22 protein-coding genes are annotated in these 25095 nt (G+C 67.8%); 11 read left to right on the forward strand and 11 right to left on the reverse strand.

The features are described 5' to 3' along the window. The first annotated feature begins 28 nt into the window (after positions 1–28). The gene (locus tag ACZ50Z_RS05375; RefSeq protein WP_464482602.1) at positions 29–1429 is read left to right on the forward strand and encodes a WS/DGAT/MGAT family O-acyltransferase; all 1401 of its coding nucleotides are present in this window, start codon (positions 29–31) and stop codon (positions 1427–1429) included. Positions 1430–1498: 69 nt separating this feature from the next. Here ACZ50Z_RS05375 and ACZ50Z_RS05380 read toward each other — a convergent pair whose 3' ends face one another. The 4 genes from ACZ50Z_RS05380 to ACZ50Z_RS05395 form a co-directional block, all read right to left on the reverse strand. Then, on the reverse strand, positions 1499–2863 hold the full coding sequence (locus tag ACZ50Z_RS05380; protein ID WP_464482603.1) for an HNH endonuclease signature motif containing protein: 1365 nt from the start codon (positions 2861–2863) through the stop codon (positions 1499–1501). 146 nt (positions 2864–3009) lie between these two features. Beyond that, positions 3010–4287, reverse strand: coding sequence for an alpha/beta hydrolase (locus ACZ50Z_RS05385; protein ID WP_464482604.1), 1278 nt, complete (start codon positions 4285–4287; stop codon positions 3010–3012). Then, positions 4287–5906, reverse strand: a complete 1620-nt coding sequence (fadD12, locus tag ACZ50Z_RS05390; protein WP_464482605.1) for an acyl-CoA ligase FadD12 — start codon at positions 5904–5906, stop codon at positions 4287–4289. Before fadD12 ends, ACZ50Z_RS05385 begins: the two co-directional genes overlap by 1 nt. 4 nt (positions 5907–5910) lie before the next feature. Next, positions 5911–6651 (reverse strand): lysophospholipid acyltransferase family protein, encoded by a 741-nt coding sequence (locus tag ACZ50Z_RS05395; RefSeq protein WP_464486101.1) that lies wholly within the window; start codon positions 6649–6651, stop codon positions 5911–5913. Positions 6652–6930: 279 nt separating this feature from the next. Here ACZ50Z_RS05395 and ACZ50Z_RS05400 point away from each other — a divergent pair, with 279 nt between their 5' ends. The 6 genes from ACZ50Z_RS05400 to secG all read left to right on the forward strand — a co-directional run bounded on the left by ACZ50Z_RS05400 (position 6931) and on the right by secG (position 13597). Beyond that, positions 6931–8739, forward strand: a complete 1809-nt coding sequence (locus tag ACZ50Z_RS05400; RefSeq protein WP_464482606.1) for a DUF3556 domain-containing protein — start codon at positions 6931–6933, stop codon at positions 8737–8739. Beyond that, the gene (locus ACZ50Z_RS05405) at positions 8732–10156 is read left to right on the forward strand and encodes a phytoene desaturase family protein (protein WP_464482607.1); all 1425 of its coding nucleotides are present in this window, start codon (positions 8732–8734) and stop codon (positions 10154–10156) included. Before ACZ50Z_RS05400 ends, ACZ50Z_RS05405 begins: the two co-directional genes overlap by 8 nt. Positions 10157–10279: 123 nt before the next feature. Next, positions 10280–11299 carry a type I glyceraldehyde-3-phosphate dehydrogenase gene (gap, locus tag ACZ50Z_RS05410; protein ID WP_064934385.1) on the forward strand — a complete coding sequence of 340 codons (1020 nt, stop codon included), beginning with the start codon at positions 10280–10282 and terminating at the stop codon, positions 11297–11299. A gap of 4 nt (positions 11300–11303) precedes the next feature. Beyond that, positions 11304–12533 carry a phosphoglycerate kinase gene (locus ACZ50Z_RS05415; protein ID WP_464482608.1) on the forward strand — a complete coding sequence of 410 codons (1230 nt, stop codon included), beginning with the start codon at positions 11304–11306 and terminating at the stop codon, positions 12531–12533. 14 nt (positions 12534–12547) lie between these two features. After that, entirely contained in the window at positions 12548–13333 is a 786-nt protein-coding gene (gene tpiA / locus ACZ50Z_RS05420; protein WP_464482609.1) for a triose-phosphate isomerase, read from the forward strand. A 30-nt stretch (positions 13334–13363) separates the two neighbouring features. Then, positions 13364–13597: a preprotein translocase subunit SecG gene (secG, locus tag ACZ50Z_RS05425; protein WP_293044621.1), complete on the forward strand. Its 234-nt coding sequence runs from the start codon at positions 13364–13366 to the stop codon at positions 13595–13597. A 5-nt stretch (positions 13598–13602) separates the two neighbouring features. On the opposite strand, the gene ACZ50Z_RS05430 is transcribed toward secG, so the two are convergent. Next, positions 13603–14043: a MarR family winged helix-turn-helix transcriptional regulator gene (locus tag ACZ50Z_RS05430; protein WP_464482610.1), complete on the reverse strand. Its 441-nt coding sequence runs from the start codon at positions 14041–14043 to the stop codon at positions 13603–13605. A gap of 86 nt (positions 14044–14129) precedes the next feature. Between ACZ50Z_RS05430 and ACZ50Z_RS05435 the strand changes: the two genes are divergently transcribed. The 4 genes from ACZ50Z_RS05435 (at position 14130) to ACZ50Z_RS05450 (ending at position 19350) form a co-directional block, all read left to right on the forward strand. After that, complete coding sequence (locus ACZ50Z_RS05435) at positions 14130–14579, forward strand: DUF1398 family protein (RefSeq protein ID WP_464482611.1); 450 nt, start codon at positions 14130–14132, stop codon at positions 14577–14579. Continuing rightward, positions 14572–17388, forward strand: a complete 2817-nt coding sequence (gene ppc / locus ACZ50Z_RS05440) for a phosphoenolpyruvate carboxylase (RefSeq protein ID WP_464482612.1) — start codon at positions 14572–14574, stop codon at positions 17386–17388. The genes ACZ50Z_RS05435 and ppc overlap by 8 nt, the downstream gene beginning before the upstream one ends. 73 nt (positions 17389–17461) lie before the next feature. Further along, a complete protein-coding gene (locus ACZ50Z_RS05445; protein ID WP_464482613.1) occupies positions 17462–18253 on the forward strand; it encodes a bestrophin-like domain in 792 nt (263 codons plus the stop codon). 107 nt (positions 18254–18360) lie between these two features. After that, entirely contained in the window at positions 18361–19350 is a 990-nt protein-coding gene (locus tag ACZ50Z_RS05450; RefSeq protein WP_464482614.1) for an aldo/keto reductase, read from the forward strand. 13 nt (positions 19351–19363) lie between these two features. Here the strand turns inward: ACZ50Z_RS05450 and ACZ50Z_RS05455 are convergent, their stop codons facing one another. From ACZ50Z_RS05455 to tal, 6 genes are read right to left on the reverse strand one after another with little or no spacing between them, the layout of a single operon-like run. After that, complete coding sequence (locus ACZ50Z_RS05455) at positions 19364–20293, reverse strand: histone deacetylase family protein (RefSeq protein ID WP_464482615.1); 930 nt, start codon at positions 20291–20293, stop codon at positions 19364–19366. A gap of 19 nt (positions 20294–20312) precedes the next feature. Beyond that, the gene (locus ACZ50Z_RS05460; protein WP_464482616.1) at positions 20313–20711 is read right to left on the reverse strand and encodes an ATPase; all 399 of its coding nucleotides are present in this window, start codon (positions 20709–20711) and stop codon (positions 20313–20315) included. Positions 20712–20756: 45 nt separating this feature from the next. Continuing rightward, positions 20757–21512 carry a 6-phosphogluconolactonase gene (gene pgl, locus ACZ50Z_RS05465; RefSeq protein ID WP_464482617.1) on the reverse strand — a complete coding sequence of 252 codons (756 nt, stop codon included), beginning with the start codon at positions 21510–21512 and terminating at the stop codon, positions 20757–20759. Continuing rightward, entirely contained in the window at positions 21509–22420 is a 912-nt protein-coding gene (opcA, locus tag ACZ50Z_RS05470; protein ID WP_464486102.1) for a glucose-6-phosphate dehydrogenase assembly protein OpcA, read from the reverse strand. The genes pgl and opcA overlap by 4 nt, the downstream gene beginning before the upstream one ends. Then, the gene (gene zwf / locus ACZ50Z_RS05475; RefSeq protein ID WP_464482618.1) at positions 22420–23964 is read right to left on the reverse strand and encodes a glucose-6-phosphate dehydrogenase; all 1545 of its coding nucleotides are present in this window, start codon (positions 23962–23964) and stop codon (positions 22420–22422) included. Before zwf ends, opcA begins: the two co-directional genes overlap by 1 nt. Continuing rightward, entirely contained in the window at positions 23961–25082 is a 1122-nt protein-coding gene (tal, locus tag ACZ50Z_RS05480; protein WP_464482619.1) for a transaldolase, read from the reverse strand. The genes zwf and tal overlap by 4 nt, the downstream gene beginning before the upstream one ends. Between the last annotated feature and the right edge of the window lie 13 nt (positions 25083–25095).

The raw sequence follows: 25095 nt of genomic DNA on the forward strand, positions 1-25095 counted from the left end.
ACGGGTGGGGGAGGGCTACGGTCGGGGAATGAAACGGCTTTCGAGCGTTGATGCGGCGTTTTGGTCGGCCGAAACCGCGGGCTGGCACATGCATGTGGGCGCACTCGCGATTTGCGACCCGAAGGACGCGCCGGAGTACAGCTTTCAGCGACTGCGCGAGCTGATCATTGAGCGGCTGCCGGAGCTGCCACAGTTGCGGTGGCGGGTCACCGGCGCGCCGCTCGGCCTGGACCGGCCGTGGTTCGTCGAGGACGAGGACCTGGACCCCGACTTCCACATCCGGCGCATCGGCGTTCCCGCGCCCGGTGGTCGCCGCGAGGTCGAGGAACTGGTCGGCCGGTTGATGTCCTACAAGCTGGACCGTTCGCGGCCGCTGTGGGAGATGTGGGTGATCGAGGGCGTCGAGGGCGGCCGGATCGCGTCGCTGACCAAGATGCACCACGCCATCGTCGACGGCGTCTCGGGTGCCGGCCTGGGTGAAATCCTTTTGGACGTCACGCCGGAACCGCGGCCACCGCAACAGGAAACGGTGGGATCCCTGGTGGGATTGCAGATTCCGGGCATCGAACGGCGCGCGGTGGGCGCGCTGATCAACGTCGGCGTCAAGACGCCGTTCCGTGTCGCGCGGCTGGTCGAGCAGACCGTGCGCCAACAGATCGCGACGCTGGGTGTGAGCAGCAGGCCGCCGCGCTACTTCGAAGCCCCGAAAACCCGCTTCAATGCGTCGGTGTCGCCGCACCGGCGCATCACCGGCTGCCGCGTCGAACTGGCCCGCGCCAAGGCCATCAAGGATGCGTACGGCGTCAAGCTCAACGACGTCGTGCTGGCGTTGGTGGCCGGTGCGGCGCGTGACTACTTGCTCAAACGTGGTGAGCTGCCTGCCAAACCGCTCATCGCGCAGATCCCCGTGTCGACGCGCACCGACGAGAACAAGGACGACATCGGCAACAAGGTGAGCTCGATGACCGTCTCGTTGGCCACCCACATCGAAGACCCCGGGAAGCGGCTGCGGTCCATCCACGAAAGCACCCAGAACGCCAAGCTGATGGCCAAGGCGCTGTCGGCCCATCAGATCATGGGGCTGACCGAGACCACACCGCCGGGATTGTTGCAGCTGGCCGCGCGGGCCTACACCGCCAGCGGTCTATCGCGAAACCTGGCCCCTATCAACCTGGTTGTGTCGAATGTGCCCGGCCCGCCGTTCCCGTTGTACATGGCCGGCGCCAAATTGGACTCGCTGGTGCCGCTGGGCCCGCCGGTGATGGACGTCGCGCTGAACATCACCTGCTTCTCCTATCAGGACTACCTGGACTTCGGCTTCGTGACGACGCCCGAGGTGGCCAACGACATCGACGACATGGCCGACCGGATCGAGGCGGCGTTGACCGACCTCGAGAAGGCCGCCGCGGGGGAGAACAACTCGAGCTAGGCCTGCGGCCAGCCAGCGGCATCGCGCATGATCCACTCGATGACGTTCTGGCAGAAGGGGTCCCGTGAGCTATGGCGCGTCGTCGTCGCCGTCGCGTAGCAGTTTTTCGGGGTGGTGGTAGGTGTTGGTGCGGGGTTGGTCGCGGTCGAATTCTGGAGGTGGTTTCCATTCGGTGTCGCCATTGGCGTTTTTGCGGGTGCTCCAGCCGCCGGGTTGCAGCATGCGGTGATGGGGGCCGCAGGCGAAGGTGAGGTCGTTGACGTCGGTGGTGCGGCACGTGCTGTAGTCGGTGACGTGATGGACCTCGCAGTAGTAGCCGGATACGGTGCAGCCCGGTGCGGTGCAGCCGCGGTCCTTGCCGTAGAGCACAATCCGCTGTCCGGGTGAAGCGAGCCGCTTGGTGTGATAGAGCGCCAGTGCCTTGCCTTTGTCGAAGATCGCCAGGTAATGGTTGGCGTGGCGACCCAGGCGGATCACATCACTCATCGGCAAAATCGTGCCCCCGCCGGTCAGGCCTCGCCCGGCGGCGGCCTCGAGCTCACGCAGGGTGGTGGTCACGATGATCGAGGCCGGCAGCCCGTTGTGCTGGCCCAACTTCCCGGAGGCCAACAGCGCGCGCAGCGCGGCCAAAAGCGCGTCGTGGTTGCGTTGGGCGGCTGAGCGGGGGTCGCCCTCGATGGCTTCTTGGCTGGGCGAACCATCCACACAGGGCATCTCGTCGAGGAAGTTGCACATGCCCGGGGCGCCCAGTTTGGCTTCCACGGCTTCCAGGGTGGCGCGCAGCTCAGGAGAAATGAGGCCACGTAGCGCCGACATGCCGTCGGGTTGTTGGTTGCCCAGGGTTACCCCGCGGCTGCGGGCGCGGTCCTCGTCGGTGAAGGTGCCATCGGGGTTGAGGGTGTTGGTCATCGTGCGGGCCAGCGCGGCGAGGTGTTCGGGGGGAAACTGGGTGCCCAGCTCGGCGAGCCTGGCCTCGGCGACCTCGCGGGCCGCAGCGCTCACCCAGCCGGGCAGTTGGTGGTAGAACGTGCGGATCACGCCCACCTGACCGGCGCCGAGATCTCCAGCGCGCTGGGCGGCGGCCGTCGCGGCCAAGGTGGGCGGCAGGGGTTCACCGGTCAGGCCATGGCGTTGACCTAAATCGGCGGCCTCTTTGATGCGCCGAGAGGCTTCGTTGCGGCTGATCAGGGTGCGCTCGGTCAGGGCGTGGGCGAGCCCGCCGCCCAGTTCCTGGGATGGGACCTGGCGGGCAAGGGAATTGAGCAGTGGATGCTCAATGACCGGCAGCCGCCGACGCAGCCTCTCGCAGCGCTCCAACACTGCCAGCTGCTGCTGAATGCTCAACGCGTCCAACGACAACGCGCAAGCCCGGTCCAAGTCGGCGTCGAGCGCGGCGAACACCGCCTCGACCTCAGCCTGACCACTTGGACTCACAGCGCCAAACTATCGGCGCCCACCGACAAGAATCGCCGCTTTGTGGCCCCTGAAACCACAGTGACACAAGGGATTTCGTTATCCGTTTCCGATATCCGAAAACGCCCGCGGGTGGGTGAGAGGGGCGGCGGGCGGCAGGAAACCTCTCAGTCGCGCTCGGGCGGGCGTGTCGCGTACACCCACGACAAGAATCGCGCCACGGCCTCCGCGGACCGGTGCGCGCGCGGGGAACTGAAGATATCGAAAGCGTGTTGGGCGTGCGGCAATTCGGCGTAGGCGACCGGGGACTTCGACACCGCGCGCAGCTCCTCGACGAATTCCTGCGCCTCGCCCACCGGGATCAGTGAATCGTCGTGACCGTGCAGAACGAAGAACGGTGGTGCGTCGGCGCGCAGCCGCCGGATCGGCGAGGCGTCCACGTAGATGTCTCGGTGGGTGTCGAATTTCCGCTTGACGACGAACTTTTCGAGCAGCTCGACGAATTCGCGCCGCCCCTCGCCCTCGGTGGAAAACCAGTCGTAACGCCCGTACACCGGAACGGCGGCCACCACCGACGTGTCGGCCTCCTCAAAGCCGGGCTGGAACGCCGGGTCGTTCGGCGTCAGCGCCGCCAGCGAACACAGGTGGCCGCCGGCCGACCCGCCCGTGATCGCCACGAAGTTCGGATCCCCGCCGTAGCGCGAGATGTTCTCCTTGACCCAGGCCAGTGCGCGTTTGACGTCGACGATGTGGTCGGGCCAGGTGTGCCGCGGCGAAACCCGGTAGCCGATGGACACGCACACCCAGCCGCGCGCGGCCAGGTGGCTCATCAGCGGATAGGCCTGGGGGCGGCGCATGCCGATCACCCAGGCGCCGCCCGGCACCTGCAACAGCACCGGCGCCTTGCCGTCGCGCGGCAGGTCGTGCCGTCGCCAGATGTCGGCGAGGTTGGCGCGGCCGTGCGGCCCGTACGACACCACGTTCGTCTTCTCGACGTAGCGGCGCCGCGCCACCGTGTTACCCAACGGCAGGGTGCGACGCCCACGGCGGGTGGGCTTGGACTGCGGCAGTTTGTCGAGCGCCTCTTCGTAGTCGTCGCCGAGTTGCTCGCGCAGCCCCGCCTCCAGCACCGGTCCGGGGGTGGTGACGCCGCGATACTTGATCACCGCCAGGATGGCCCACGACGCGGCCGTCAGCGCCAGCGCCGCCTTTCCGCTCCGTCCCGCGAAATCGCCGCGGCGACCCCGTCGCAGGACGTCCAAAAGCGACGCGGAGAAGTACACGCCCGGCACCTCGGATGCCGGCCAACCGAACCAGAACACCAGTACGGTGCTGTAGCCCTTGCGGGCCAGTGGCCGTAATCCGTTGGCGGCGTTAGCCAATTCCAGCGCGGCGCGCCCCAGGGGCCGGGGCTTGGGCCTTCTGATCGTCCGGGTGAACCCCATCAGCCGCCGACCCGTGCTTGCAATTCCGCGCGCAGGATCTTCCCGGTGCTGCTGCGGGGAAGTTCGTCCAGCACGGTGATTTCGCGGGGCACCTTGTAGTTGGCCAGGTTGTCCCGCACGTGCTGCTTGAGGACGTCGGGGGTGGCGCCAGCGCCCGGCTCCAGCACCACGAACGCCGCCAGCCGCTGCCCGTATTCTTCGTCGTCCACGCCGATCACCGATGCCTCCGCCACGTCGGGATGCGCGGCGAGCGCCTTCTCCACCTCGATCGGGTAGACGTTCTCACCGCCGGACACGATCATCTCGTCGTCGCGGCCCACGACGAACAGCCGCCCCGCGGGGTCCAGATACCCGATGTCGCCCGACGACATGAACCCGGCGTGAAAGTCCTTGTTGCTGCCCGAGGTGTAGCCGTCGAACTGGGTGTTGTTGCGCACGTAGATGCTGCCGACCTCGCCGGCGGGTAGTTCGTTGAATTCCGGGTCCAGGATGCGGATTTCGGTGCCCCCCGCGGGCCGGCCGGCGGTGTCGGGCGCGACGCGCAGGTCGGCCGGGGTGGCCGTGGCGATCATGCCCGCCTCGGTGGCGTTGTAGTTGTTGTAGATCACGTCGCCGAACGCGTCCATGAACGCGGTGACGACGTCGGGACGCATCCGCGAACCCGATGCCGCGGCGAACCGCAGAGACCGGCCGCTGTAGCGGCGCCGCACCTCGGCCGGCAGCTCCATGATCCGGTCGAACATCACCGGCACCACCACCAGGCCGGTCGCCTTGTGCCGGTCGATCAGATCCAGCGTGGCCTCCGGGTCGAATTTGCGCCGGGTGATCACCGGGCAGGCGAACGACGCCGCGAGCAGCAGTTGGGAAAAGCCCCAGGCGTGGAACATCGGCGCCACGATCACGATGGGCTCCTCGGCCCGCCACGGCGTGCGGTCCAGGATCGCCTTCAGCGTGCCGATTCCCGCGTTGCCGCCAGATTGCTTGGCGCCCTTGGGTGTTCCGGTGGTGCCGGAGGTGAGCAGGATCATCTTGCCCTTGCGCCCGGTGCGCTTCGGTTGCGCCCCGGTGTGGGCGGCGATCAGCCCCTCGACGCTCGGCTCATGCTCGGCGTCGGTCCACGCCACGATGCGGGTCGCATCGGGGGTGCCGGCCAGCGCGCGGTCCACCGTCGCGGTGAACTCCTCGTCATAGATGACCGCGTCGACGCCTTCGCGGGTGACCACGTCGGCCAGGGCCGGCCCGGCGAACGACGTGTTGAGCAGCAAGATGTCCGAGCCGATCCGGTCGGCGGCGACCAGGGCCTCGACGAATCCGCGGTGATTGCGGCACATGATCCCGATGACCCGGGCCTGGCCCGACGGCAACCCCTGCAGCGCGGCGGCGAGCGCGTTGCACCGCTCGTCGAGCTCGCGCCAGGTCAGGCTGCCGCGCTCGTCGATCAGCCCCGGCCGGTCCGGGCAGCGCTGGGCGGCGCTGGCGAAGCCGGAGGTCATGCCCATGCCTTCGCGGCGCATAGCCGCGGCGATCCGCACGTAGCGGTCCGGGCGCATGGGTGCGATCAGTCCGGCGCGGCGCATGGTGCCGATCAGACCAAGAGTCTCGCTCAACGGGTTTGGCATTGGCTCAGCCGAGAATCGGGAACCGGCGCTTGGCGGCGAGCTCGGTCAGGGCCTCCTGCATCACCGACCGCACGTACTCGTCGGCCTCGTCGATGTCGGGGTCCTCGCCGAACTTCTCGGCGATGTCGATCGGCTCGAGCACCCGGGTCACGATCTTGGTCGGCAGCGGCAGGTTGGGCGGGATGACCGCGCTCAAGCCGAAGGGGAAACCGAACGACAACGGCAGGATCGCGCTGCGCAGCAACCGTTTGATACCCAGCCGCTCGGCCAGCCAGGTGCCGCGGGTCAGGTAGAGCTGCGTCTCCTGCCCGCCGATGGACACCGCCGGCACGATCGGGACGCCGGCGTCGATGGCCGTGCGGATGTAGCCCTTGCGGCCGTTGAAGTCGATGACGTTCTCCGACAGGGTGGGTCGGTAGGCGTCGTAGTCGCCGCCGGGGAACACGATCACCACGCCGCCGGACCGCAGCGCGACGGCGGCGTTCTCCCGGTTGGCCCGGATGTATCCGGTGCGGCGGAAGAAGTCCGCGGTGGGGCCGGTCATGAGGATGTCGTGGCTCAGCGTGTAGACCGGCCGGTCGTAGCCGAGCTTGTCGTAGAAATGCGCGCTGAAGATCGGGACATCCATGGGGAACATGCCGCCCGAGTGGTTACCGACCACCAGCGCCCCGCCGGGCGGGAACGAATCCAGGCCGTGCACCTCCGACCGGAAATAGGTCTTGAGGACCGGGCGCATCACCGCCATCAGGCGCTGGGTCAAGACGGGGTCGAATTTGCCGATGTCCCCGCCCTCGGGGTTATCGCTGTCGGTCACGTTCCTCCCTTGACGCTCGCGCGGGGCCGGATCGCCGAGTCGAGTCCCTCGATCGTAGCGACCGGGCCGGGGCCGCTGTCATGGTGTTTCGGCATTTTCGCCCGCGTAAGCGGCGCGGTCCGCGGCGCAACGCGATATCGGCGCACGCGGCCGGCGGTGCCGATACATTCGATGGGCCAGCTGGTTTTCCCGATCGGAACGAGGCCGCCCGTGGGATTCATGAGTCCGGAGTTTCCCGACGTCGAGGCCGACACGTGGCTCGGCTTGCCGCGTTCGACCAGACGCCAGATCATGACCCGGCACTGGGTCGAACATGGCTTCGGCTCCCCGTATGCGGTGTATCTGTTCTACGTGTTCAAGATCGCCGCGTACGTCGTCGGCGCTGCCGCCGTCATCTCGCTGACGCCCGGCCTCGGCGATCTCGGGCACATCGCCGACTGGTGGACACAGCCGATCGTGTACCAGAAGGTGGTCGTCTTCACGCTGCTGTTCGAGATCCTGGGCCTGGGCTGCGGATCGGGGCCGCTGACCGCCCGGTTCTGGCCGCCGTTCGGCGGCTTCCTGTATTGGTTGCGGCCCAACACGATTCGGCTGCCGGCGTGGCCGGACAAGGTTCCGTTCACCCGCGGCGACAACCGCACCATCGTCGACGTCGCGCTTTACCTCGTGGTGCTGGGTTCGGGCGTCTGGGCGTTGCTCTCGCCAGGGCGCGGCGGTCCGGTCACCGCGGGCGGCGACGTCGGCCTGATCGACCCCGTCCTGGTCGCGCCGGCCATCGTCGCGCTGGCGCTGCTGGGGTTGCGGGACAAAACGATCTTCCTCGCGGCGCGCGGCGAACACTACGGGCTGACGCTGCTGGTGTTCTTCTTCGGTTTCACCGACCAGATCGCCGCCTACAAGATCATCATGCTGGCGCTGTGGTGGGGCGCGGCGACCTCGAAGCTCAACCACCACTTCCCGTATGTCGTGGCGGTCATGATGAGCAACAGCCCGCTGTTGCGCAGCCGGGCGTTCAACTGGTTCAAGCGGCGGCTGTATCTGGATCCGGTCGACGACCTGCGGCCCTCGTGGATTCCGAAGGTGATGGCCCACGTCGGCGGAACGACCGCGGAATTCTTGGTTCCGCTTGTTCTGGTGTTCGTCGCCGACGGCCATCGGTGGGCGTGGTTCTTGATCGCCTTCATGCTGTTGTTCCACCTCAACATCACGTCCACCATTCCGATGGGAGTTCCGTTGGAGTGGAACGTCTTCTTCATCTTCTCGCTGTTCTACCTGTTCGGGCACTACGCCGGCGTCACGGCCACCGGGCTGAGCTCGCCGCTGCTGCTGGCCATCCTGATCGCCGCGCTCGCGGTGGTGCCGATCGTGGGAAACTTCTTCCCCCAACAGGTTTCGTTCCTGCCGGCGATGCGCTACTACGCGGGGAACTGGGCCACCAGCACCTGGTGCTTGCGCAAGGGCGCCGAAGACACGATCGAGGCGAACGTCACCAAGGCGTCGGCGCTGGCTCCCAATCAGCTTGCCAGGCTTTACGATCCGGCCACCGCCGAGCTCATGATCGACAAGCTGATGGGCTGGCGATCCATGCACACCCACGGGCGGGCGCTGGGTGGGTTGGTGCCCCGCGCCCTTCCGGAGGGCGCCGACGAGGCCGACTACCTGCTGCGCGACGGCGAGATCATCGCCGGGCCGCTGATCGGCTGGAACTTCGGCGAGGGCCACCTGCACAACGAACAGCTGCTGGCCGCGGTCCAGCGGCGCTGCGACTTCGACGAGGGCGACGTGCGGGTGATCATCCTGGAAGCCCAACCGATCCACCGCCAGACGCAGGCCTACCGCATCGTCGACGCCAAGGCCGGCCTGATCGAGCAGGGTTACGTCGACGTGGCGGACATGCTGACCCGCCAGCCCTGGCCCGAGCCCGGCGACGACTATCCCGTCCACGTCATCATCGGTGGCGGCGACCCGCCGGGCCCGGCTTCGCCGCGCTTGCGATCGCCGCGGACCGCCCATGGCTAAGGCGGTCGTCGTCGGCGCCGGGCCCAACGGACTGGCCGCCGCGATCCACCTCGCCCGCCAGGGCCTCGACGTGCAGGTGCTGGAGGCCCGCGACACCGCCGGCGGGGGAGCGCGCTCGGCCGAGCTGACGGTGCCCGGCGTGGTCCACGACGTCTGCTCGGCTGCGCATCCCATGGCAGTGGGTTCACCGTTCTGGGAGGAGATCGACCTGCCGCGCTACGGGCTGGTGTGGAAGTGGCCGGAGATCGACTGCGCGCATCCGCTCGACGACGGCACCGCGGGGTTGCTGTATCGGTCGATCGACCGAACCGTGGCCGAAATGGGCGACGACGGACGGCGGTGGCGGCTCGCGGTGGGCGATCTCGCCGCCGGCTTCGACGAGCTATGCCAAGACCTGATGCGCCCGGTCCTGCATGTTCCGCGCCACCCCATCCGGCTTGCTGCCTTCGGGCCGCGCGCGCTGCTGCCGGCCACGGTGCTGGCTCGCGGGTTTCGCACCGAGCGGGTGCGCGCGCTATACGGCGGCCAGGCCGCGCACGCTTACACCCGGCTCGACCGGCCGCTGACGGCCGCAATGGCGCTGATGTTCATGGCCAGCGGGCACCACTACGGCTGGCCGGTGGCTGAGGGCGGATCGGGGTCGATCATCGCGGCGCTGGCAGCCGTCTTGGCCGAACACGGCGCTGCGATCACCACCGGCGTCACCGTGAGCAGCCGCAAAGACATTCCCGACGCCGACATCGTCATGCTCGACCTCACCCCGGCCGCGGCGCTGCGGCTCTACGGCGACGCCATGCCCGGCCGCATCAAGCGCTCCTACCGGCGCTACCGCCAGGGGTCCTCGGCCTTCAAGGTCGACTACGCCATCGAGGGCCACATTCCCTGGACCAATCCCGACTGCGGTCACGCCGGCACCGTGCACTTGGGCGGGACATTCGCCGAGATCGCACACAGCGAACGCGAGCGGTCGCAAGGACGGATGTACCGGCGGCCGTTCATCATCCTTGGGCAGCAGTACCTGGCCGACCCGTCGCGCTCGGCGGGCAATATCAACCCGATCTACGCCTACGCCCACGTGCCGTTCGGCTACACCGGCGATGCCACCGAGATCATCACCGACCAGATCGAGCGCTTCGCGCCCGGATTCCGCGACCGGGTCGTCGCCACCGTCACCAGCGGTACCGCCGATCTGCAGGCCTACAACCCCAACTTCATCGGCGGCGACATCATCGGCGGCGCCAACGACGGGCTCCAGGTGATCCTGCGGCCGCGCGTCTCGGTCAACCCGTACGCGACCGGTGTCCCCGGTGTCTACCTGTGTTCGCAGTCCACCCCGCCGGGGGCCGGCATCCACGGGCTGTGCGGCTACCACGCCGCCGAGGCGGCGCTGGGCTGGCTGCGCAAGCGCCGCCGGTAGCGCCGGCCGCCTGTGGCCGACGTCACGGCTGATGTACCAGCGCGGCAACGGTTGGCGCCGCTGATCTAGGCTGGCGACGAGCGCAAATCAGCGGACACAGGAAAGAAGACAGAGGAGAGAAAAGTGACGGTCCGAGTAGGTATCAACGGCTTCGGTCGAATCGGGCGGAACTTCTACCGGGCCTTGCTGGCTCAACAGGAGCAAGGCACCGCGGACATCGAGGTGGTCGCGGTCAACGACCTCACCGACAACGCCAGCCTGGCGCACCTGCTGAAATTCGACTCCATCCTGGGCCGCCTGCCGCACGACGTCAGCCTCGAGGGCGACGACACCATCGTTGTCGGCAACACCAAGATCAAGGCGCTCGAGGTCAAGGAAGGCCCGGCGGCGCTGCCCTGGGGCGACCTGGGCGTCGACGTCGTCGTCGAGTCCACCGGCATCTTCACCAACGCCGCCAAGGCCAAGGGCCACCTGGACGCCGGCGCCAAGAAGGTGATCATCTCCGCGCCCGCCACCGACGAGGACATCACCATCGTGCTGGGCGTCAACGACGACAAGTACGACGGCAGCCAGAACATCATCTCCAACGCCTCGTGCACCACGAACTGCCTGGGGCCGCTGGCCAAGGTCCTCAACGACGAGTTCGGCATCGTCAAGGGCCTGATGACCACGATCCACGCCTACACCCAGGACCAGAACCTGCAGGACGGGCCGCACAAGGACCTGCGCCGCGCCCGCGCCGCCGCGCTGAACATCGTGCCGACCTCGACCGGCGCGGCCAAGGCCATCGGCCTGGTGCTGCCTGAGCTGAAGGGCAAGCTCGACGGCTACGCGCTGCGGGTGCCGATCCCCACCGGCTCGGTCACCGACCTGACCGCCGAGCTCAAGAAGTCCGCCACCGCCGACGAGATCAACGCCGCGATGAAGGCCGCCGCCGAGGGGCCGATGAAGGGCATCCTCAAGTACTACGACGCGCCGATCGTCTCCAGCGACATCGTCACCGACCCGCACAGCTCGATCTTCGACTCCGGGCTGACCAAGGTGATCGACGACCAGGCCAAGGTGGTGTCCTGGTACGACAACGAATGGGGCTACTCCAACCGCCTGGTGGACCTGGTCGCCCTGGTCGGTAAGTCGCTGTAGCCCCGTGGCCGTCCACACTCTCAAAGACCTTCTCGGCGAGGGGGTTTCGGGTCGCGGCGTGCTGGTGCGTTCGGACTTGAACGTGCCACTGGATGACGGCAAGATCACCGATCCCGGGCGCATCACCGCCTCGGTGCCGACGCTCAAGGCGCTCGTCGACGCGGGCGCCAAGGTGGTGGTCACCGCGCACCTCGGGCGTCCCAAGGGCGGACCGGATCCGAAGCTGTCGCTGGCGCCGGTCGCCGCGGCGCTGTCCGAGCAGCTGGGCCGCCACGTGCAGTTGGCCGGAGACGTCGTGGGCACCGACGCCCTGGCGCGCGCCGAGGGGCTGACCGACGGCGACGTCCTGCTGCTGGAGAACATCCGCTTCGACCCCCGCGAAACCAGCAAGGACGACGCCGAGCGGCTCGCGCTCGCCCGGCAGTTGGCCGAATTGGTCGGCCCGACAGGGGCTTTCGTTTCCGACGGCTTCGGCGTGGTGCACCGCAAACAGGCCTCCGTGTACGACATCGCCACCCTGCTGCCCCACTACGCCGGCACGCTGGTGGCCGAAGAGATCCAGGTGCTCGAGCAGCTGACCAGCTCGACCAAGCGCCCCTACGCGGTGGTGCTCGGCGGGTCGAAGGTGTCCGACAAGCTCGGCGTCATCGAGTCGCTGGCCACCAAGGCCGACAGCATCGTCATCGGCGGCGGCATGTGCTTCACTTTCCTGGCCGCGCAAGGCTTTTCGGTCGGTAAGTCGCTGCTGGAGACCGAGATGGTGGACACCTGCCGCCGGCTGCTGGACACCTACGTCGACGTGCTGCGGCTGCCGGTGGACATCGTGGTGGCCGACAAGTTCGCCGCCGACGCGACACCGCAGACCGTCGCCGCGGACGCCATCCCCGACGGCCTGATGGGCCTGGACATCGGTCCGGGATCGGTCAAACGGTTCACCACCCTGCTGTCCAACGCCGAGACCGTCTTCTGGAACGGGCCGATGGGCGTGTTCGAGTTCCCGGCGTTCGCCGCGGGCACCAAGGGCGTCGCCGAAGCGATCGCCGCCGCCACCGGCAAGGGCGCCTTTTCCGTGGTCGGCGGCGGGGACTCCGCGGCCGCCGTGCGCGCGCTGGGCATCCCGGAGCGCGCCTTCTCGCACATCTCCACCGGTGGGGGAGCGTCGCTGGAATACCTTGAGGGCAAGACGCTTCCGGGTATCGAGGTGTTGAGCCGACCCCAGCCCGACCACAACTAGGGAGGCCCTGAGTCGTGAGCCGCAAGCCACTGATCGCCGGCAACTGGAAGATGAACCTCAACCACTTCGAGGCAATCGCGCTGGTGCAAAAGATCGCGTTCGCGCTGCCGGACAAGTACTACGACAAGGTCGACGTCACGGTGCTGCCGCCGTTCACCGACCTGCGCAGCGTGCAAACGCTGGTCGACGGCGACAAGCTGCGGCTGACCTACGGCGGGCAGGACCTGTCCCAGCACGACTCCGGCGCCTACACCGGGGAGGTCAGCGGCGCCTTTTTGGCGAAACTGGGCTGCACGTTCGTCGTCGTCGGGCATTCCGAGCGCAGGACGTATCACCACGAGGACGACGCGGTCGTCGCCGCCAAGACCGCCGCGGCCCTCAAGCACGAACTGACCCCGATCGTCTGCATCGGCGAGCACCTCGACGTCCGCGAAGCCGGCAACCACGTCATCCACTGCGAGGAGCAGCTGCGCGGCTCGCTGGCCGGGCTGTCGGCCGAACAGATCGGCAAGGTCGTCATCGCCTACGAGCCGGTGTGGGCGATCGGCACCGGGCGGGTGGCCAGCGCCGCCGACGCCCAGGAGGTGTGCGCGGCGATCCGCAAGGAGTTGGCCTCGCTCGCCACTGAAGAGGTCGCCGACTCGGTGCGGGTGCTCTACGGCGGCTCGGTCAACGCCAAGAACGTCGGCGAGCTCATCGCCCGCGACGACATCGACGGCGGTCTGGTCGGCGGCGCGTCGCTGGACGGCGAGCAATTCGCCACGCTGGCGGCCATCGCCGCCGGCGGGCCCCTGCCGTGATGCGCCGTCGGGGCCGGTAGGCTGGCCGTCATGCAGTTGGCTTTGCAGATCACCCTGGTCGTTACCAGCATCCTGGTGGTGCTGCTGGTGCTACTGCACCGCGCCAAGGGTGGCGGCCTGTCCACGCTGTTCGGTGGTGGCGTCCAGTCCAGCCTGTCCGGCTCCACCGTGGTGGAAAAAAACCTGGACCGGCTGACGTATTTCATCACCGCCATCTGGCTGGTGTGCATCATCGCGATGGCCCTGCTGATCAAATACCACTGATCGGCCTAGGCTTGTAAATCGTCCAAGTCGCGCATAGCAGCGACAAATCGTTCTAGCAGCCGCCGAAGCGAGGCGACGTCGTCAGCGGTAAACGTCGCAAGTATCGCCTGGTGCCAGCGATTCGCGGTGGAGTTGAGCCGATCCAGTGTTGAGCGGCCCGTGGCGGTCAGCTGCAGCAGCTGCGAGGTCTTGTGATCCGGGTTGGGCACGAACGTGGCCAGGTCACGCTCGACCAGTTCACTGGCAACCCGCTGAATGTTCTGCCTCGTCATGCCAAGCCGGCGCGCGATTTGCGGGACCGTCAGAGGCACCTCCTCGATGGTCCACATGGCCTGCCAGCGACCTTGGGTCTGGGACTGCCGCGCCGCGATGGCCTCGCCCATTCTCCGGCCGACTCCGGCCGCTTCGAAAAGCTCGGAGTAGAGGATCTCCATCTGTTTGGTCACAGCGCTAATGGTAACTCATTGCAATATTGACAATCATTTGTCAAAATGATCTCCTGTTGTCAGTTTCGTTCCAGACAGGAGAACCAGTGAGCTTAACTGTGCAGTCCATCCGCGCGGCCCTGGAATACGCAGCCGCGAATCGGCCGCAGAGGGGTGGGTTTCCCTTCCTCGCGGAAGCGCTTCGCCGCGCGGGAGTCACCGGGTATTTCTTCGACGTCGCGTCGGCATCGACTGTGTACACGACATCGGGCGGCGCCGTGCTGCAGGTGGGCGCCCCGATCCGGCAGGGAATGGTCGAGTTGCCGCCGTTCGACAAAGACGCGTTGGTGCGCGCGCTGCGTGCCGACCAGGCTGGCGAATCCAGTTTTCCGGAATTCGTCGAAAGGGCGCTCAACGCCGGGGTATACCGGTTCGAGGTCGATACCGCGGCCCGAACCTGCACCTACTTCGGGCCCGACGACCAGCGCTACGTCGAGAGCTATCCGGCCGTCGGCCTGCCGATCGAGCCGAACGCCGATACTGAGACGCATGGCTGACGCCTCCGAAGTCTCCGACAGCACGCTGGAACCGATCGGCGCCGTCCAGCGCACCCTGGTGGGGCGCGAGGCGACCGAGCCGATGCGGGCCGACATCCGGCTGCTGGGCGCCATCCTGGGCGACACGGTGCGCGAGCAGAACGGCCGCGAGGTGTTCGAGCTCGTCGAACGCGCGCGGGTGGAATCGTTCCGGGTGCGACGCTCCGAGATCGACCGGGCGCAGCTGGCTGAGATGTTCGAGGGCATCGACATCCACCAGGCCGTCCCGGTCATCCGCGCGTTCAGCCACTTCGCACTGCTGGCCAACGTGGCCGAAGACATCCACCGCGAGCGCCGCCGCGCGGTCCACGTCGCCGCCGGCGAACCGCCGCAGGACAGCACCCTGGCCGCGACCTACGCCAAACTCGATGAGGCACAACTCGATTCGGCAACGGTGGCCGAGGCGCTGAAGGGCGCCGTGGTCGCTCCGGTGATCACGGCCCACCCCACCGAGACCCGCCGGCGCACCGTCTTCGTCACCCAGCACCGCATCACCGAGCTGATGCGGCTGCACGCCGAAGGGCACGCCGCGACCGACGAGGGCCGCAACATCGAACTCGAGTTGCGCCGCCAGGTCCTCAACCTGTGGCAGACCGCGCTGACCCGGCTGTCGCGGCTGCAGATCACCGACGAGATCGAGGTGGGCCTGCGCTATTACGCCGCCGCGTTCTTCAAGGTGATCCCGCAGGTCAACGCCGAGGTCCGCAACGCCCTGCGGGCCCGCTGGCCCGAGGCCGACCTGGTGGGCGAGCCGATGCTGCAGCCCGGCTCCTGGATCGGCGGGGACCGCGACGGCAATCCGAACGTGACGGCCGACGTGGTGCGCCAGGCCACCGGCAGCGCCGCGTTCACCGCGCTGGCGCACTACCTGGCCGAGCTGACCGCGCTGGAGCAGGAGCTGTCGATGTCGGCGCGCCTGGTCTCGGTCACCCCGGCGCTGATCGACCTGGCCGAGGGCTGCGGGGAGAAAGCCCGCGCCGACGAACCGTACCGGCGGGCGGTGCGGGTGATCCGCGGCCGGCTCAGCGCGACCAGCGCCGAGATCCTGGACCGGACACCACAGGGGTTGTTGGATCTGGGGTTGCCGCCGTATGAAACCCCGGCCGAACTGGGAGCCGACCTCGACACCATCGACGAGTCCCTGCGCGGGCACGGCAGCGCGCTGCTGGCCGACGATCGCCTGGCGCTGCTCCGAGAAGGCGTGCGGGTCTTCGGGTTTCACCTGTCCGGCTTGGACATGCGGCAGAACTCCGACGCGCACGAAGAGGTGGTCGGCGAGCTGCTGGCCTGGGCCGGCGTGCACCCGGATTACCGTTCGCTGCCCGAAGACGAGCGCGTCGAGCTGTTGGCGGCCGAGCTGGGCACCCGCCGCCCGCTGGTCGGGGACGACGCGCAGCTGTCCGACCTGGCCCGCACCGAGCTGGGCGTGGTGCGCGCGGCCGCGCACGCCATCAAGCGCTACGGGCCGTCCGCCGTCCCCAACTACGTGATCTCGATGTGCCGCTCGGTCTCCGACGTCCTCGAGGCCGCGATCCTGCTGAAAGAGGCGGGGCTGATCGACGCGTCCGGGCCCCGGCCGTATTGCCCGGTGGGCATTTCCCCGCTGTTCGAAACCATCGACGACCTGCACAACGGCGCGACGATCCTGCACGCGATGACCGAACTTCCGATCTACCGGGCGCTGGTGGCCGCGCGCGGCGATATCCAGGAAGTGATGCTGGGCTACTCGGACTCCAACAAGGACGGCGGGTATCTGGCGTCCAGCTGGGCGGTGTACCGGGCCGAGCTGGCGCTGGTGGAAGTGGCGCGCAAAGCCGGAATCCGGTTGCGGCTCTTCCACGGTCGCGGCGGCACGGTCGGCCGCGGCGGCGGCCCGAGCTACGAGGCGATCCTGGCACAGCCGCCCGGGGCCGTGAACGGCTCGCTGCGGCTCACCGAGCAGGGCGAGGTGATTGCCGCCAAATACGCCGAACCGCAAGTGGCACAACGCAATCTGGAAAGCCTGCTGGCCGCCACGCTGGAGTCCACGCTGCTGGACGTCGAGGGCCTGGGCGACGCCGCGGAACCGGCGTACGCGGTGCTCGACGAAGTGGCCGCGCTGGCCCAGCGCGCCTATGCCGAATTGGTCCACGACACACCGGGTTTCGTCGACTACTTCATGGCCTCCACGCCGGTCAGCGAGATCGGCTCGCTGAACATCGGGAGCCGGCCGACGTCGCGCAAACCGACCGAGTCGATCTCGGACCTGCGGGCCATCCCGTGGGTGCTGGCGTGGAGCCAGTCGCGGGTCATGCTGCCCGGCTGGTACGGCACCGGGTCGGCATTCGAACAGTGGATCGCGGCGGGGCCGCAGAGCGAGGGCGAGCGGGTCGCCATGCTGGCCGACCTGTACCAGCGGTGGCCGTTTTTCCGCAGTGTGCTGTCCAATCTGGCTCAGGTGCTGGCCAAAAGCGACCTCGGCCTGGCGGCGCGCTACGCCGAATTGGTCGACGACGAGGAACTGCGACACCGGGTCTTCGGCAAGATCGTCGACGAGCACCGGCGAACCATCGCCATGCACAAGCTCATCACCGGGCAGGACAACCTGCTCGCCGACAACCCGGCGCTGGCGCGGTCGGTGTTCAATCGCTTTCCGTATCTCGAGCCGCTGAATCACCTCCAGGTGGAGTTGCTGCGCCGTTACCGCTCCGGCGACGACGACGAATTGGTGCAGCGCGGGATTTTGCTGACGATGAACGGGCTGGCCAGCGCGCTGCGAAACAGCGGCTGAGAACGCGCGAATCGGGTCCCGGGCCGGCCGGGCCGCAATACGCTGATCGGCGCGGCACCGAGCAAGGAGACCAGTGAGCGGATCCGGACTACCCCTGTGGCTGCTGCTGGTGTGTGTCGTCGCGGTGGCGATCGCGATCGCGGCGGGCTCCCTGTGGCTGGGGCGGCGCATCCTGCCGGAAGAGCGGTATGGCAGCCAACAGAATCCGGCGATGACGTCGTATCTGACCGTCGTGGGCTTTGTGTACGGCGCGCTGCTGGGATTCACCGTGGTGGCCACCTGGGAGCACTTCTCGTCCACCCAGGTCGTCGTGTCCGGTGAGGCATCGGCGCTGACGACGATGTATCGGCAAACGGTCGCCATGCCCGAACCGGAACGGACCGAGATCCAGGAGTTGTTGCGCAAGTACGCGGGCGCGGTGGCCGGTCCCGAATGGAACAAGCAGCACGACGACGGCGCGCGGGCCGCGATCACCCGGATGTACCGCACCGTCGGCCGCCAGCAGCCCAACATCGCGGCCAAGCCGATCAACCAGCAATTCCTCAACCAGCTGGGCGATTTGGCGTCCGACCGCAACGAACGAATCGTCGGCACCAAGCCGCGCATACCGGCCCTGATGTGGGCGGGACTGATCTTCGGCGCGGTGGTGCTGGTCGCCTTCACCGGTTTCCTGCGGCTGGGCAGCACCGTCGGACACCTCGTCGTGTCCAGCACGGTCGCGGTGCTGCTCGGCCTGCTGCTGTGCATCGTGTTCGAACTCGACCACTCGTATGCGAGCGATCAGCGGATCACGTCCGGGCCGTTTCAGCACGCATTGGATATTTTCGACGCGGTCGACAACGACAGCCGGTACTTTCCGCGCTGACCATTGGTGTTGCGGCACGTGGTGGCGGCGTCGTTATGGTTGAGTCGTGGCGTCGCTACGGGGGCCCGCACACGCAGGGACAACTATCCAACGGGGGAGGTTGGCATTTGAAATCCATCACATTCGGCAAGACGGGGCTTGAGGTTTCCCGGTTGGCCTTCGGTACCTGGGCGTTCAGTAGTGACTGGGGCCAAGCCGACGAGGACGCCGCGATCACCATGATCCATCGCGCGCGTGACCTGGGGATCAACTTCTTCGACACCGCCCAGCAATACGGGTTCGGCGAATCCGAGCGCATCCTCGGCAAGGCCCTTCGCGCCGATTTCGCGCGGGCCCGCGACGAGCTGGTGATCGCCACCAAAGGCGGATTGCGCAAGACCGACACGGGCCTGGTCCGCGACGCCAGCCGTGAGTACCTTCGCAGCGGCGTCGAGTCCAGCCTGCGCGCCCTGGGCGTCGACTACATCGACCTCTACCTGGTGCACTGGCCCGATCCCACGACGCCGGCGGCCGAGACGGGTGAAGCGCTCGCAGAACTGGTGTCGGAGGGCAAGATTCGGCACGTCGGCGTGTCGAACTACGACACCGCCCAGATCGAGGAACTCTCGGCCACGCTTCCGGTGGAAGCGGTGCAGCCGCCCTACCACCTGTTCCGCCGTGACATCGAGGGCGACCTGCTGCCTTATTGCCACGCCAACGACATCGGGGTGATGGTGTACGGACCCCTGGCGCACGGCCTGCTCACGGGAACCATGAAGCCCGACACCAGCTTTGCCGATGGTGACTGGCGCGGCAAGAGCCCCATCTTCACCGGTGAGGACTACCTGCGCAACCTGAAAGTCGTTGAGGACCTAGGGCATTTGGCCATCGATCTCGGCGTCACGACGAGCCAGTTGGCCATCGCCTGGACGCTCGCGCAGCCGGGCGTGCACACCGCCATCATGGGCGCGCAACACGTCACCTACCTGCAGGACAGCGCCGGTGCGGCCGACGTCACGCTGACCGACGCGGACCTCGCCGCGATCGAGGACATCATGAAGTCGGCGACGCCGGTCGGCGGCCCGGCGCCCGAGATGCACGAGAAAAAGGCGAGCTGAGTTAGGGGCGGGCTCAGCCTTTCACAAGCTCGCCGACGTGCGCGGTGACCGAATCGGCCAAAGCTTGCAGGTCGTAACCGCCTTCGAGCACCGCCACCAGCCGGCCGTCGCAGAGCGCCTCCGCCGACTTCATCAATTCCCTGGTGACCCAGGCGAAGTCGTCGGCCGTCATGCTCAGTGAGCCGAGCGGATCGCGCTCGTGCGCGTCGAACCCGGCGGACACAATGATCAGTTCGGGCGAAAAGGCCTGCAGCGCAGGCAGTATCCGGTCTGTGAAGGCCGCGCGCAGTTCGGCGCCGCCGTCCCCGGGCGCCAGCGGCGCGTTGAAGATGTTGCCGACTCCGGTTTCTCGTGGCGCGCCGGTGCCGGGGAACAGCGGCATCTGGTGCGTAGACGCGTAGAGCACGTTCGGGTCGGAGTAGAAGATCTGCTGCGTGCCGTTGCCGTGATGGACGTCGAAATCGACGATGGCGACCCGCGTCAGCCCGTGTTTGCGCTGCGCGTGCCGCGCGCCGATGCTGATGTTGTTGAACAGGCAGAACCCCATGGCGCGTTCGGTTTCGGCGTGATGCCCCGGCGGCCGGCACGCGACGAACGCGTTTTGTACGTCGCCGGCCACCACCTGGTCCACCGCCCGCAGCGTGGCGCCCACCCCGCGCAAGGCCGTCTCCCACGTCGAGGGCTCCATCATGGTGTCGCCGCCGTCGAGGTAGACGTAGCCGTGCTCGGGGCGCGCCGCCTCCAGCGCGTCCACGTAGCGGTTGGAGTGCACGTAGCGCGCGGCGGCGAGCTCGGCCGGTTCGGCCGTCTCGCGCACCAGCGCGTCGAACTGGGGTCGGCTCAGCGCCGCTTCCACCGCGCGGTAGCGGTCCGGCCGCTCCGGATGCCCGGGGGCGGTCCGATGCGCGGCGAAGGCGGAGTGGTGCAGCAGCAACGTGGCCATCGGGGTTCCCGCCGGGCGCCTACTGCGCGGTCCGGTTGCGCAGCCTGTCCAGCACGCCGCGCACCGCGTGCTCGGTGATCGCCAGGGGAGACATCATGGTCTCGCCCACCTTCACCATCTCGTCGATCCGCGCGACGATGGCCTCCACCGGTTCGACCAGCACGATCAACCGCTTGGCCAGATCGTCCAGGCTGGCCATGGTGCCGTCCAGGTGGTCCAGGCCGGTTTCCAGGCGTTCCACCGTGGCGTTCAGCGCTGACAGGGAACTGTTGAGCTCTTTCATGGTGTTGCTCAAACCGTCGAGGACGTCTTCGACCTGTTCCACTGTCTTGTCGGCGTTCAACGCGGCCTGGGTGAGCGTCTTGATTCGGCTTCGCTCTTGCCCCCCGCGCACGGTTCTGTCTGCCATGACCGCCATTATGACCCGGACGGGCCGGCCGCAAACCTCAGGACGAAAATCGCGTCAGGCCACGCCGGACGGGTCCGACGGCAGCTTGGACGCGGCGTCCTCGTCGAGCAGCCACAGCGTGGTGTCCAGCCCGATCGCCCCGGCGGCCGGCACCGCGACCGGCGCGGCGCCACCGATGGCCGCGGCCGCCGCCTCGGCCTTCCCCGCGCCCGACACCATCAGCCAGACCTCACGCGAACGGGCAATGGCGGGCAGCGTCAACGTGATTCGTTGCGGCGGCGGCTTGGGGGAGTCCTCCACCGACACCACCATGCGGGCGGTTTCGAGCACGGCCGGGGTGTCCGGGAACAGCGAGTTGATGTGACCCTCGGGGCCCATGCCCAGCAGGTGCACGTCGAAATTCGGTACCGGCTGCCCGGGCGCGGCGTTGGCCGCCAGCAACTGCTCGTAGGCCAGCGCGGCCGCGGCCAGATCGCCGCCGAATTCGCCGTCGCTGGCCGGCATCGGGTGCACCTGGCTGGACGGAATGTCGACATGGTCGAGCAGTGCGGCCCGCGCCTGCTTGTCGTTGCGCTCGTCGTCGTCTTCGGGAACGTAGCGTTCGTCGCCCCAGAACAGGTGCACCTTGGACCACTCGATCGGTCGGTCCATGAGCGACTGCAACAGGCCGATGCCGTTGCCGCCGCCGGTCAGCACGACCAGCGCGCGCCCCCGGGCCGCGACGGCGTTCGCGATGGTGTCGGTCAGTCGCGTCGCGGCGGCGACGACCAGGGCCTGGCTGTCCGGGAAGATTTCGATGCTGGTGCTCACACGTATTGCACTTTCTCAATGCCTTCGAGCGCGGTTTGGTATATCTCGTCGGGATCCAGGCGACGCAGGTCTTCGGCGAGACACTCGCCGGTTTCCCTGCGCGCCAATGGAAGCAGGGCGTCCGGCCGCGACGTCCGGCTGAGCGTGGCCGTCCTGCCTTCCTGCGGGCGGCTCAACACGATGGTCTCGCTGCTGCGGGTCAATTCGATTTTGAGCTCGCCGACCGCCCGGCGCACCGGGCCGTCGATCCGGCTGGCCAGCCACCCCGCCAGGACGTCGAGGGCCGGTTCGGTGGCCAGGCCGGACACCAGCGCCGAGGAGATCGGTTCGTGCGGGGTCAGGTCGACGGCCGAGGTCAGCAGCGCCCGCCAATAGGTGATGCGCGCCCAGGCGAGGTCGGTGTCACCCGCGGTGTAGCCCGGCAGCCGGCTCTTGATCGCCGCCAGCGGGTCGACCCCGTTGGTCGCGTCGGTGATGCGTCGAATCGCCAACCGGCCCAACGGGTCCTGCGCGGGGACCGCCGGCGCGACGTCGGGCCACCAGGCCACCACCGGGATGTCGGGGAGCAGGAACGGGGTGACGACGCTGGCGGCGTGGCCGGACAACGCGCCCGACAGCCGCAGCACCACGACCTCGCTGGCGCCGGTGTCGCCACCGGCGCGCAGCTGCGCGTCCAGCCGGGGCTCGTCCGCATACGGATTGCCCCGCATCGTGACGATGATCCGGCTGGGATGTTCGTGGCTGGCGTCGTTGGCCGCTTGCAGCGTCTCTTCGAGGATCTCCTCGCTGTCCGGCGCGATGATCAGCGTCAGCACCCGGCCCATCGCGACGGCGCCGACGCGTTCCCGCAGTTCGTCGAGTTTCTTGTTGACCGCGGTGGTGGTGGTGTCTTCCATGTCGATGATCATCAGGGCCGCCGCCATTCCCGGCCCGTGCGATGCAGCATCTCGAACGCGGAGTCCGGACCCCAGGTGCCCGCCTCGTACGGCTCGGGCTTGCCCCCGGCGGCCCAGTTATCCAACACGGGATCGAGTATCTGCCAAGCCAATTCGACCTCTTCGTTGACCGGGAACAGTGACGGCTCGCCCAGCAGCACGTCGAGGATCAACTGTTCGTAGGCCTCCGGCGATTCCTCGGCGAACGCCGAGCCGTAGGAGAAGTCCATGTTGACGTCGCGGACCTCCATCGCGGTGCCCGGCACCTTGGAGCCGAACCGCAGCGTGACGCCCTCGTCGGGCTGCACGCGGATCACCATGGCGTTGGTGCCCAGCTCGTCGGTCATGGTCGCGTCGAACGGCAGGTGCGGCGCCCGCTTGAAGATCAGGGCGATCTCGGTCACCCTGCGGCCCAACCGTTTTCCGGTTCGCAGGTAGAAGGGCACGCCCGCCCAGCGGCGGGTGTCCACCTCGAGCGTGATGGCGGCGAACGTCTCGGTGATCGAGTCCTTGGCGAACCCCTCCTCGTCGAGCAGCCCGACGACCTTCTCGCCGCCCTGCCAGCCCGCGGCGTACTGGCCGCGGCTGGTGGTCTCGTCGAGCGGCTCGGCGAGCTGTGTCGCCGAGAGCACCTTGATCTTCTCGGCCTGCAGCGCCGACGGGCTGAAGCTGACCGGCTCCTCCATCGCGGTCAGCGCCAGCAGCTGCATCAGATGGTTCTGGATGACGTCACGCGCGGCGCCGATGCCGTCGTAGTAGCCGGCCCGCCCGCCCAGGCCGATGTCCTCGGCCATGGTGATTTGCACGTGGTCGACGTAGTGCGCGTTCCAGATCGGGTCGAACAGCTGGTTGGCGAACCGCAGCGCCAGGATGTTGCGGACCGTCTCCTTGCCCAGGTAGTGGTCGATCCGGAAGACCGCCTCCTCGGGAAAGACGGCGTTCACCGACTTGTTCAGCGCCTGCGCGCTCTCCAGATCGTGGCCGAACGGCTTCTCGATGACCACCCGGCTCCACCGCTCGCCCTGCGGGCGGGCCAGGCCGGACTTGTGCAGCTGTTCGCACACCACCGGGAAGGACTTCGGCGGGATGGCCAGGTAGAAGGCGTGGTTGCCGCCCGTGCCCCGCTCGGCGTCCAGCTTGTCCAGGGTCTCGGCGAGCCGACCGAACGCCTCGTCGTCGTCGAAAGCGCCTGGCACGAAACGGAATCCCTCGGCCAGCCGCTCCCAGTTCTCCTCCCGGAAGGGAGTGCGGCAGTGTTCCTTGACCGCCTCGTAGACCACCTTGCCGAAATCCTGCGTGCTCCAATCCCGGCGGGCGAAACCCACCAGCGAGAAGCTCGGCGGCAACAGCCCGCGATTGGCCAGGTCATAAATGGCGGGCATGACCTTCTTGCGCGCCAGGTCGCCGGTGACACCGAAGATGACCATCCCGCACGGCCCGGCGATGCGCGGCAGCCGCTTGTCGCGCTTGTCCCGTAACGGGTTATGCCATTGTTGCGCGGTGCGGGCTGGGCTCATTTGGAGGCGGAACCCAGCTGCTTCTGTGTCTCCTCCAGCAGCTCGGTCCACGAATCCACGAACTTCTCCACGCCTTCGTCTTCCAAGACCTTGAAGACGTCGGTCAGGTCGATGCCGATCTGTTCGAGCTTGTCGAAGACCGCCTGGGCATCCCCGGCGGTACCGGTGACCGTGTCGCCCTTGATCTCACCGTGGTCGGCGACCGCGTCAATTGTCTTCTCCGGCATGGTGTTCACCGTGTTGGGCGCCACCAGTTCGGTGACATAGAGGGTGTCGGAGTAGTCGGGGTTCTTGACTCCGGTCGACGCCCAGAGCGGACGCTGCACACGAGCCCCGTCGGCCTTGAGCGCCTGATAGCGCTCGCCACCGTCGAACACCTCCTGGTAGGCCGCATACGCCAGCCGGGCGTTGGCCACCCCGGCCTGGCCCAGCAGCGCCTTCGCATCGTCGGACCCGATCTTCTCCAGCCGCTTGTCGACCTCGGTGTCCACCCGGGAGACGAAAAACGAAGCCACCGAATGGATCTTGGACAGGTCGTGTCCGGCTTCGCGCGCCTTCTCCAGGCCCGCCAGGTAGGCGTCCATCACCTGACGGTGCCGCTCGACGGAGAAGATCAAAGTGACGTTGACCGAAATGCCCTCGGCCAGAACCGCGGTGATCGCCGGAATGCCGGCCTTGGTCGCCGGAATCTTGATGAACAGGTTCGGTCGGTCGACGATCTTCCACAGCTCGACGGCCTGCGCGATCGTCTTTTCCGTCTCAGCGGCCAACCGCGGGTCGACCTCGATGGACACCCGGCCGTCGACGCCGTCGGAGTTTTCCCACTCACGCTTGAGCACGTCGCACGCGTTGCGCACGTCGTCGGTGGTGACGGTGCGGATGGTGGCGTCGACATCCGCGCCGCGCTCGGCCAGCTCGGCGATCTGGCCGTCATAGGCGTCGCCCTCGGCGAACGCCTTCTGGAAGATCGACGGGTTGGTGGTCACCCCGACGACACTCTTGGTGTCGATCAGCTCCTGCAGGTTGCCTGACTGCAGCCGCTGACGCGACAGGTCATCGAGCCAGACGGATACGCCGGCGGCGGACAGCGCCGCCAGATTCGAGTTCTGAGCGGTCATGTGAATTACCCTT

The sequence above is a fragment of the Mycobacterium sp. NTMscope_MAC_269 genome (genome assembly GCF_976985695.1).

Excerpts from the sequence above, each read along its gene's own strand:
- ACZ50Z_RS05375 (WP_464482602.1), top strand. The coding sequence starts at position 29 with ATGAAACGGCTTTCGAGCGTTGATGCGGCGTTTTGGTCGGCCGAAACC.
- ACZ50Z_RS05385 (WP_464482604.1), bottom strand. The coding sequence starts at position 4,287 with ATGGGGTTCACCCGGACGATCAGAAGGCCCAAGCCCCGGCCCCTGGGG.
- fadD12 (WP_464482605.1), bottom strand. The coding sequence starts at position 5,906 with ATGCCAAACCCGTTGAGCGAGACTCTTGGTCTGATCGGCACCATGCGC.
- ACZ50Z_RS05395 (WP_464486101.1), bottom strand. The coding sequence starts at position 6,651 with ATGGCGGTGATGCGCCCGGTCCTCAAGACCTATTTCCGGTCGGAGGTG.
- ACZ50Z_RS05405 (WP_464482607.1), top strand. The coding sequence starts at position 8,732 with ATGGCTAAGGCGGTCGTCGTCGGCGCCGGGCCCAACGGACTGGCCGCC.
- secG (WP_293044621.1), top strand. The coding sequence starts at position 13,364 with ATGCAGTTGGCTTTGCAGATCACCCTGGTCGTTACCAGCATCCTGGTG.
- ppc (WP_464482612.1), top strand. The coding sequence starts at position 14,572 with ATGGCTGACGCCTCCGAAGTCTCCGACAGCACGCTGGAACCGATCGGC.
- ACZ50Z_RS05455 (WP_464482615.1), bottom strand. The coding sequence starts at position 20,293 with ATGGCCACGTTGCTGCTGCACCACTCCGCCTTCGCCGCGCATCGGACC.
- ACZ50Z_RS05460 (WP_464482616.1), bottom strand. The coding sequence starts at position 20,711 with ATGGCGGTCATGGCAGACAGAACCGTGCGCGGGGGGCAAGAGCGAAGC.
- opcA (WP_464486102.1), bottom strand. The coding sequence starts at position 22,420 with ATGATCATCGACATGGAAGACACCACCACCACCGCGGTCAACAAGAAA.
- zwf (WP_464482618.1), bottom strand. The coding sequence starts at position 23,964 with ATGAGCCCAGCCCGCACCGCGCAACAATGGCATAACCCGTTACGGGAC.
- tal (WP_464482619.1), bottom strand. The coding sequence starts at position 25,082 with ATGACCGCTCAGAACTCGAATCTGGCGGCGCTGTCCGCCGCCGGCGTA.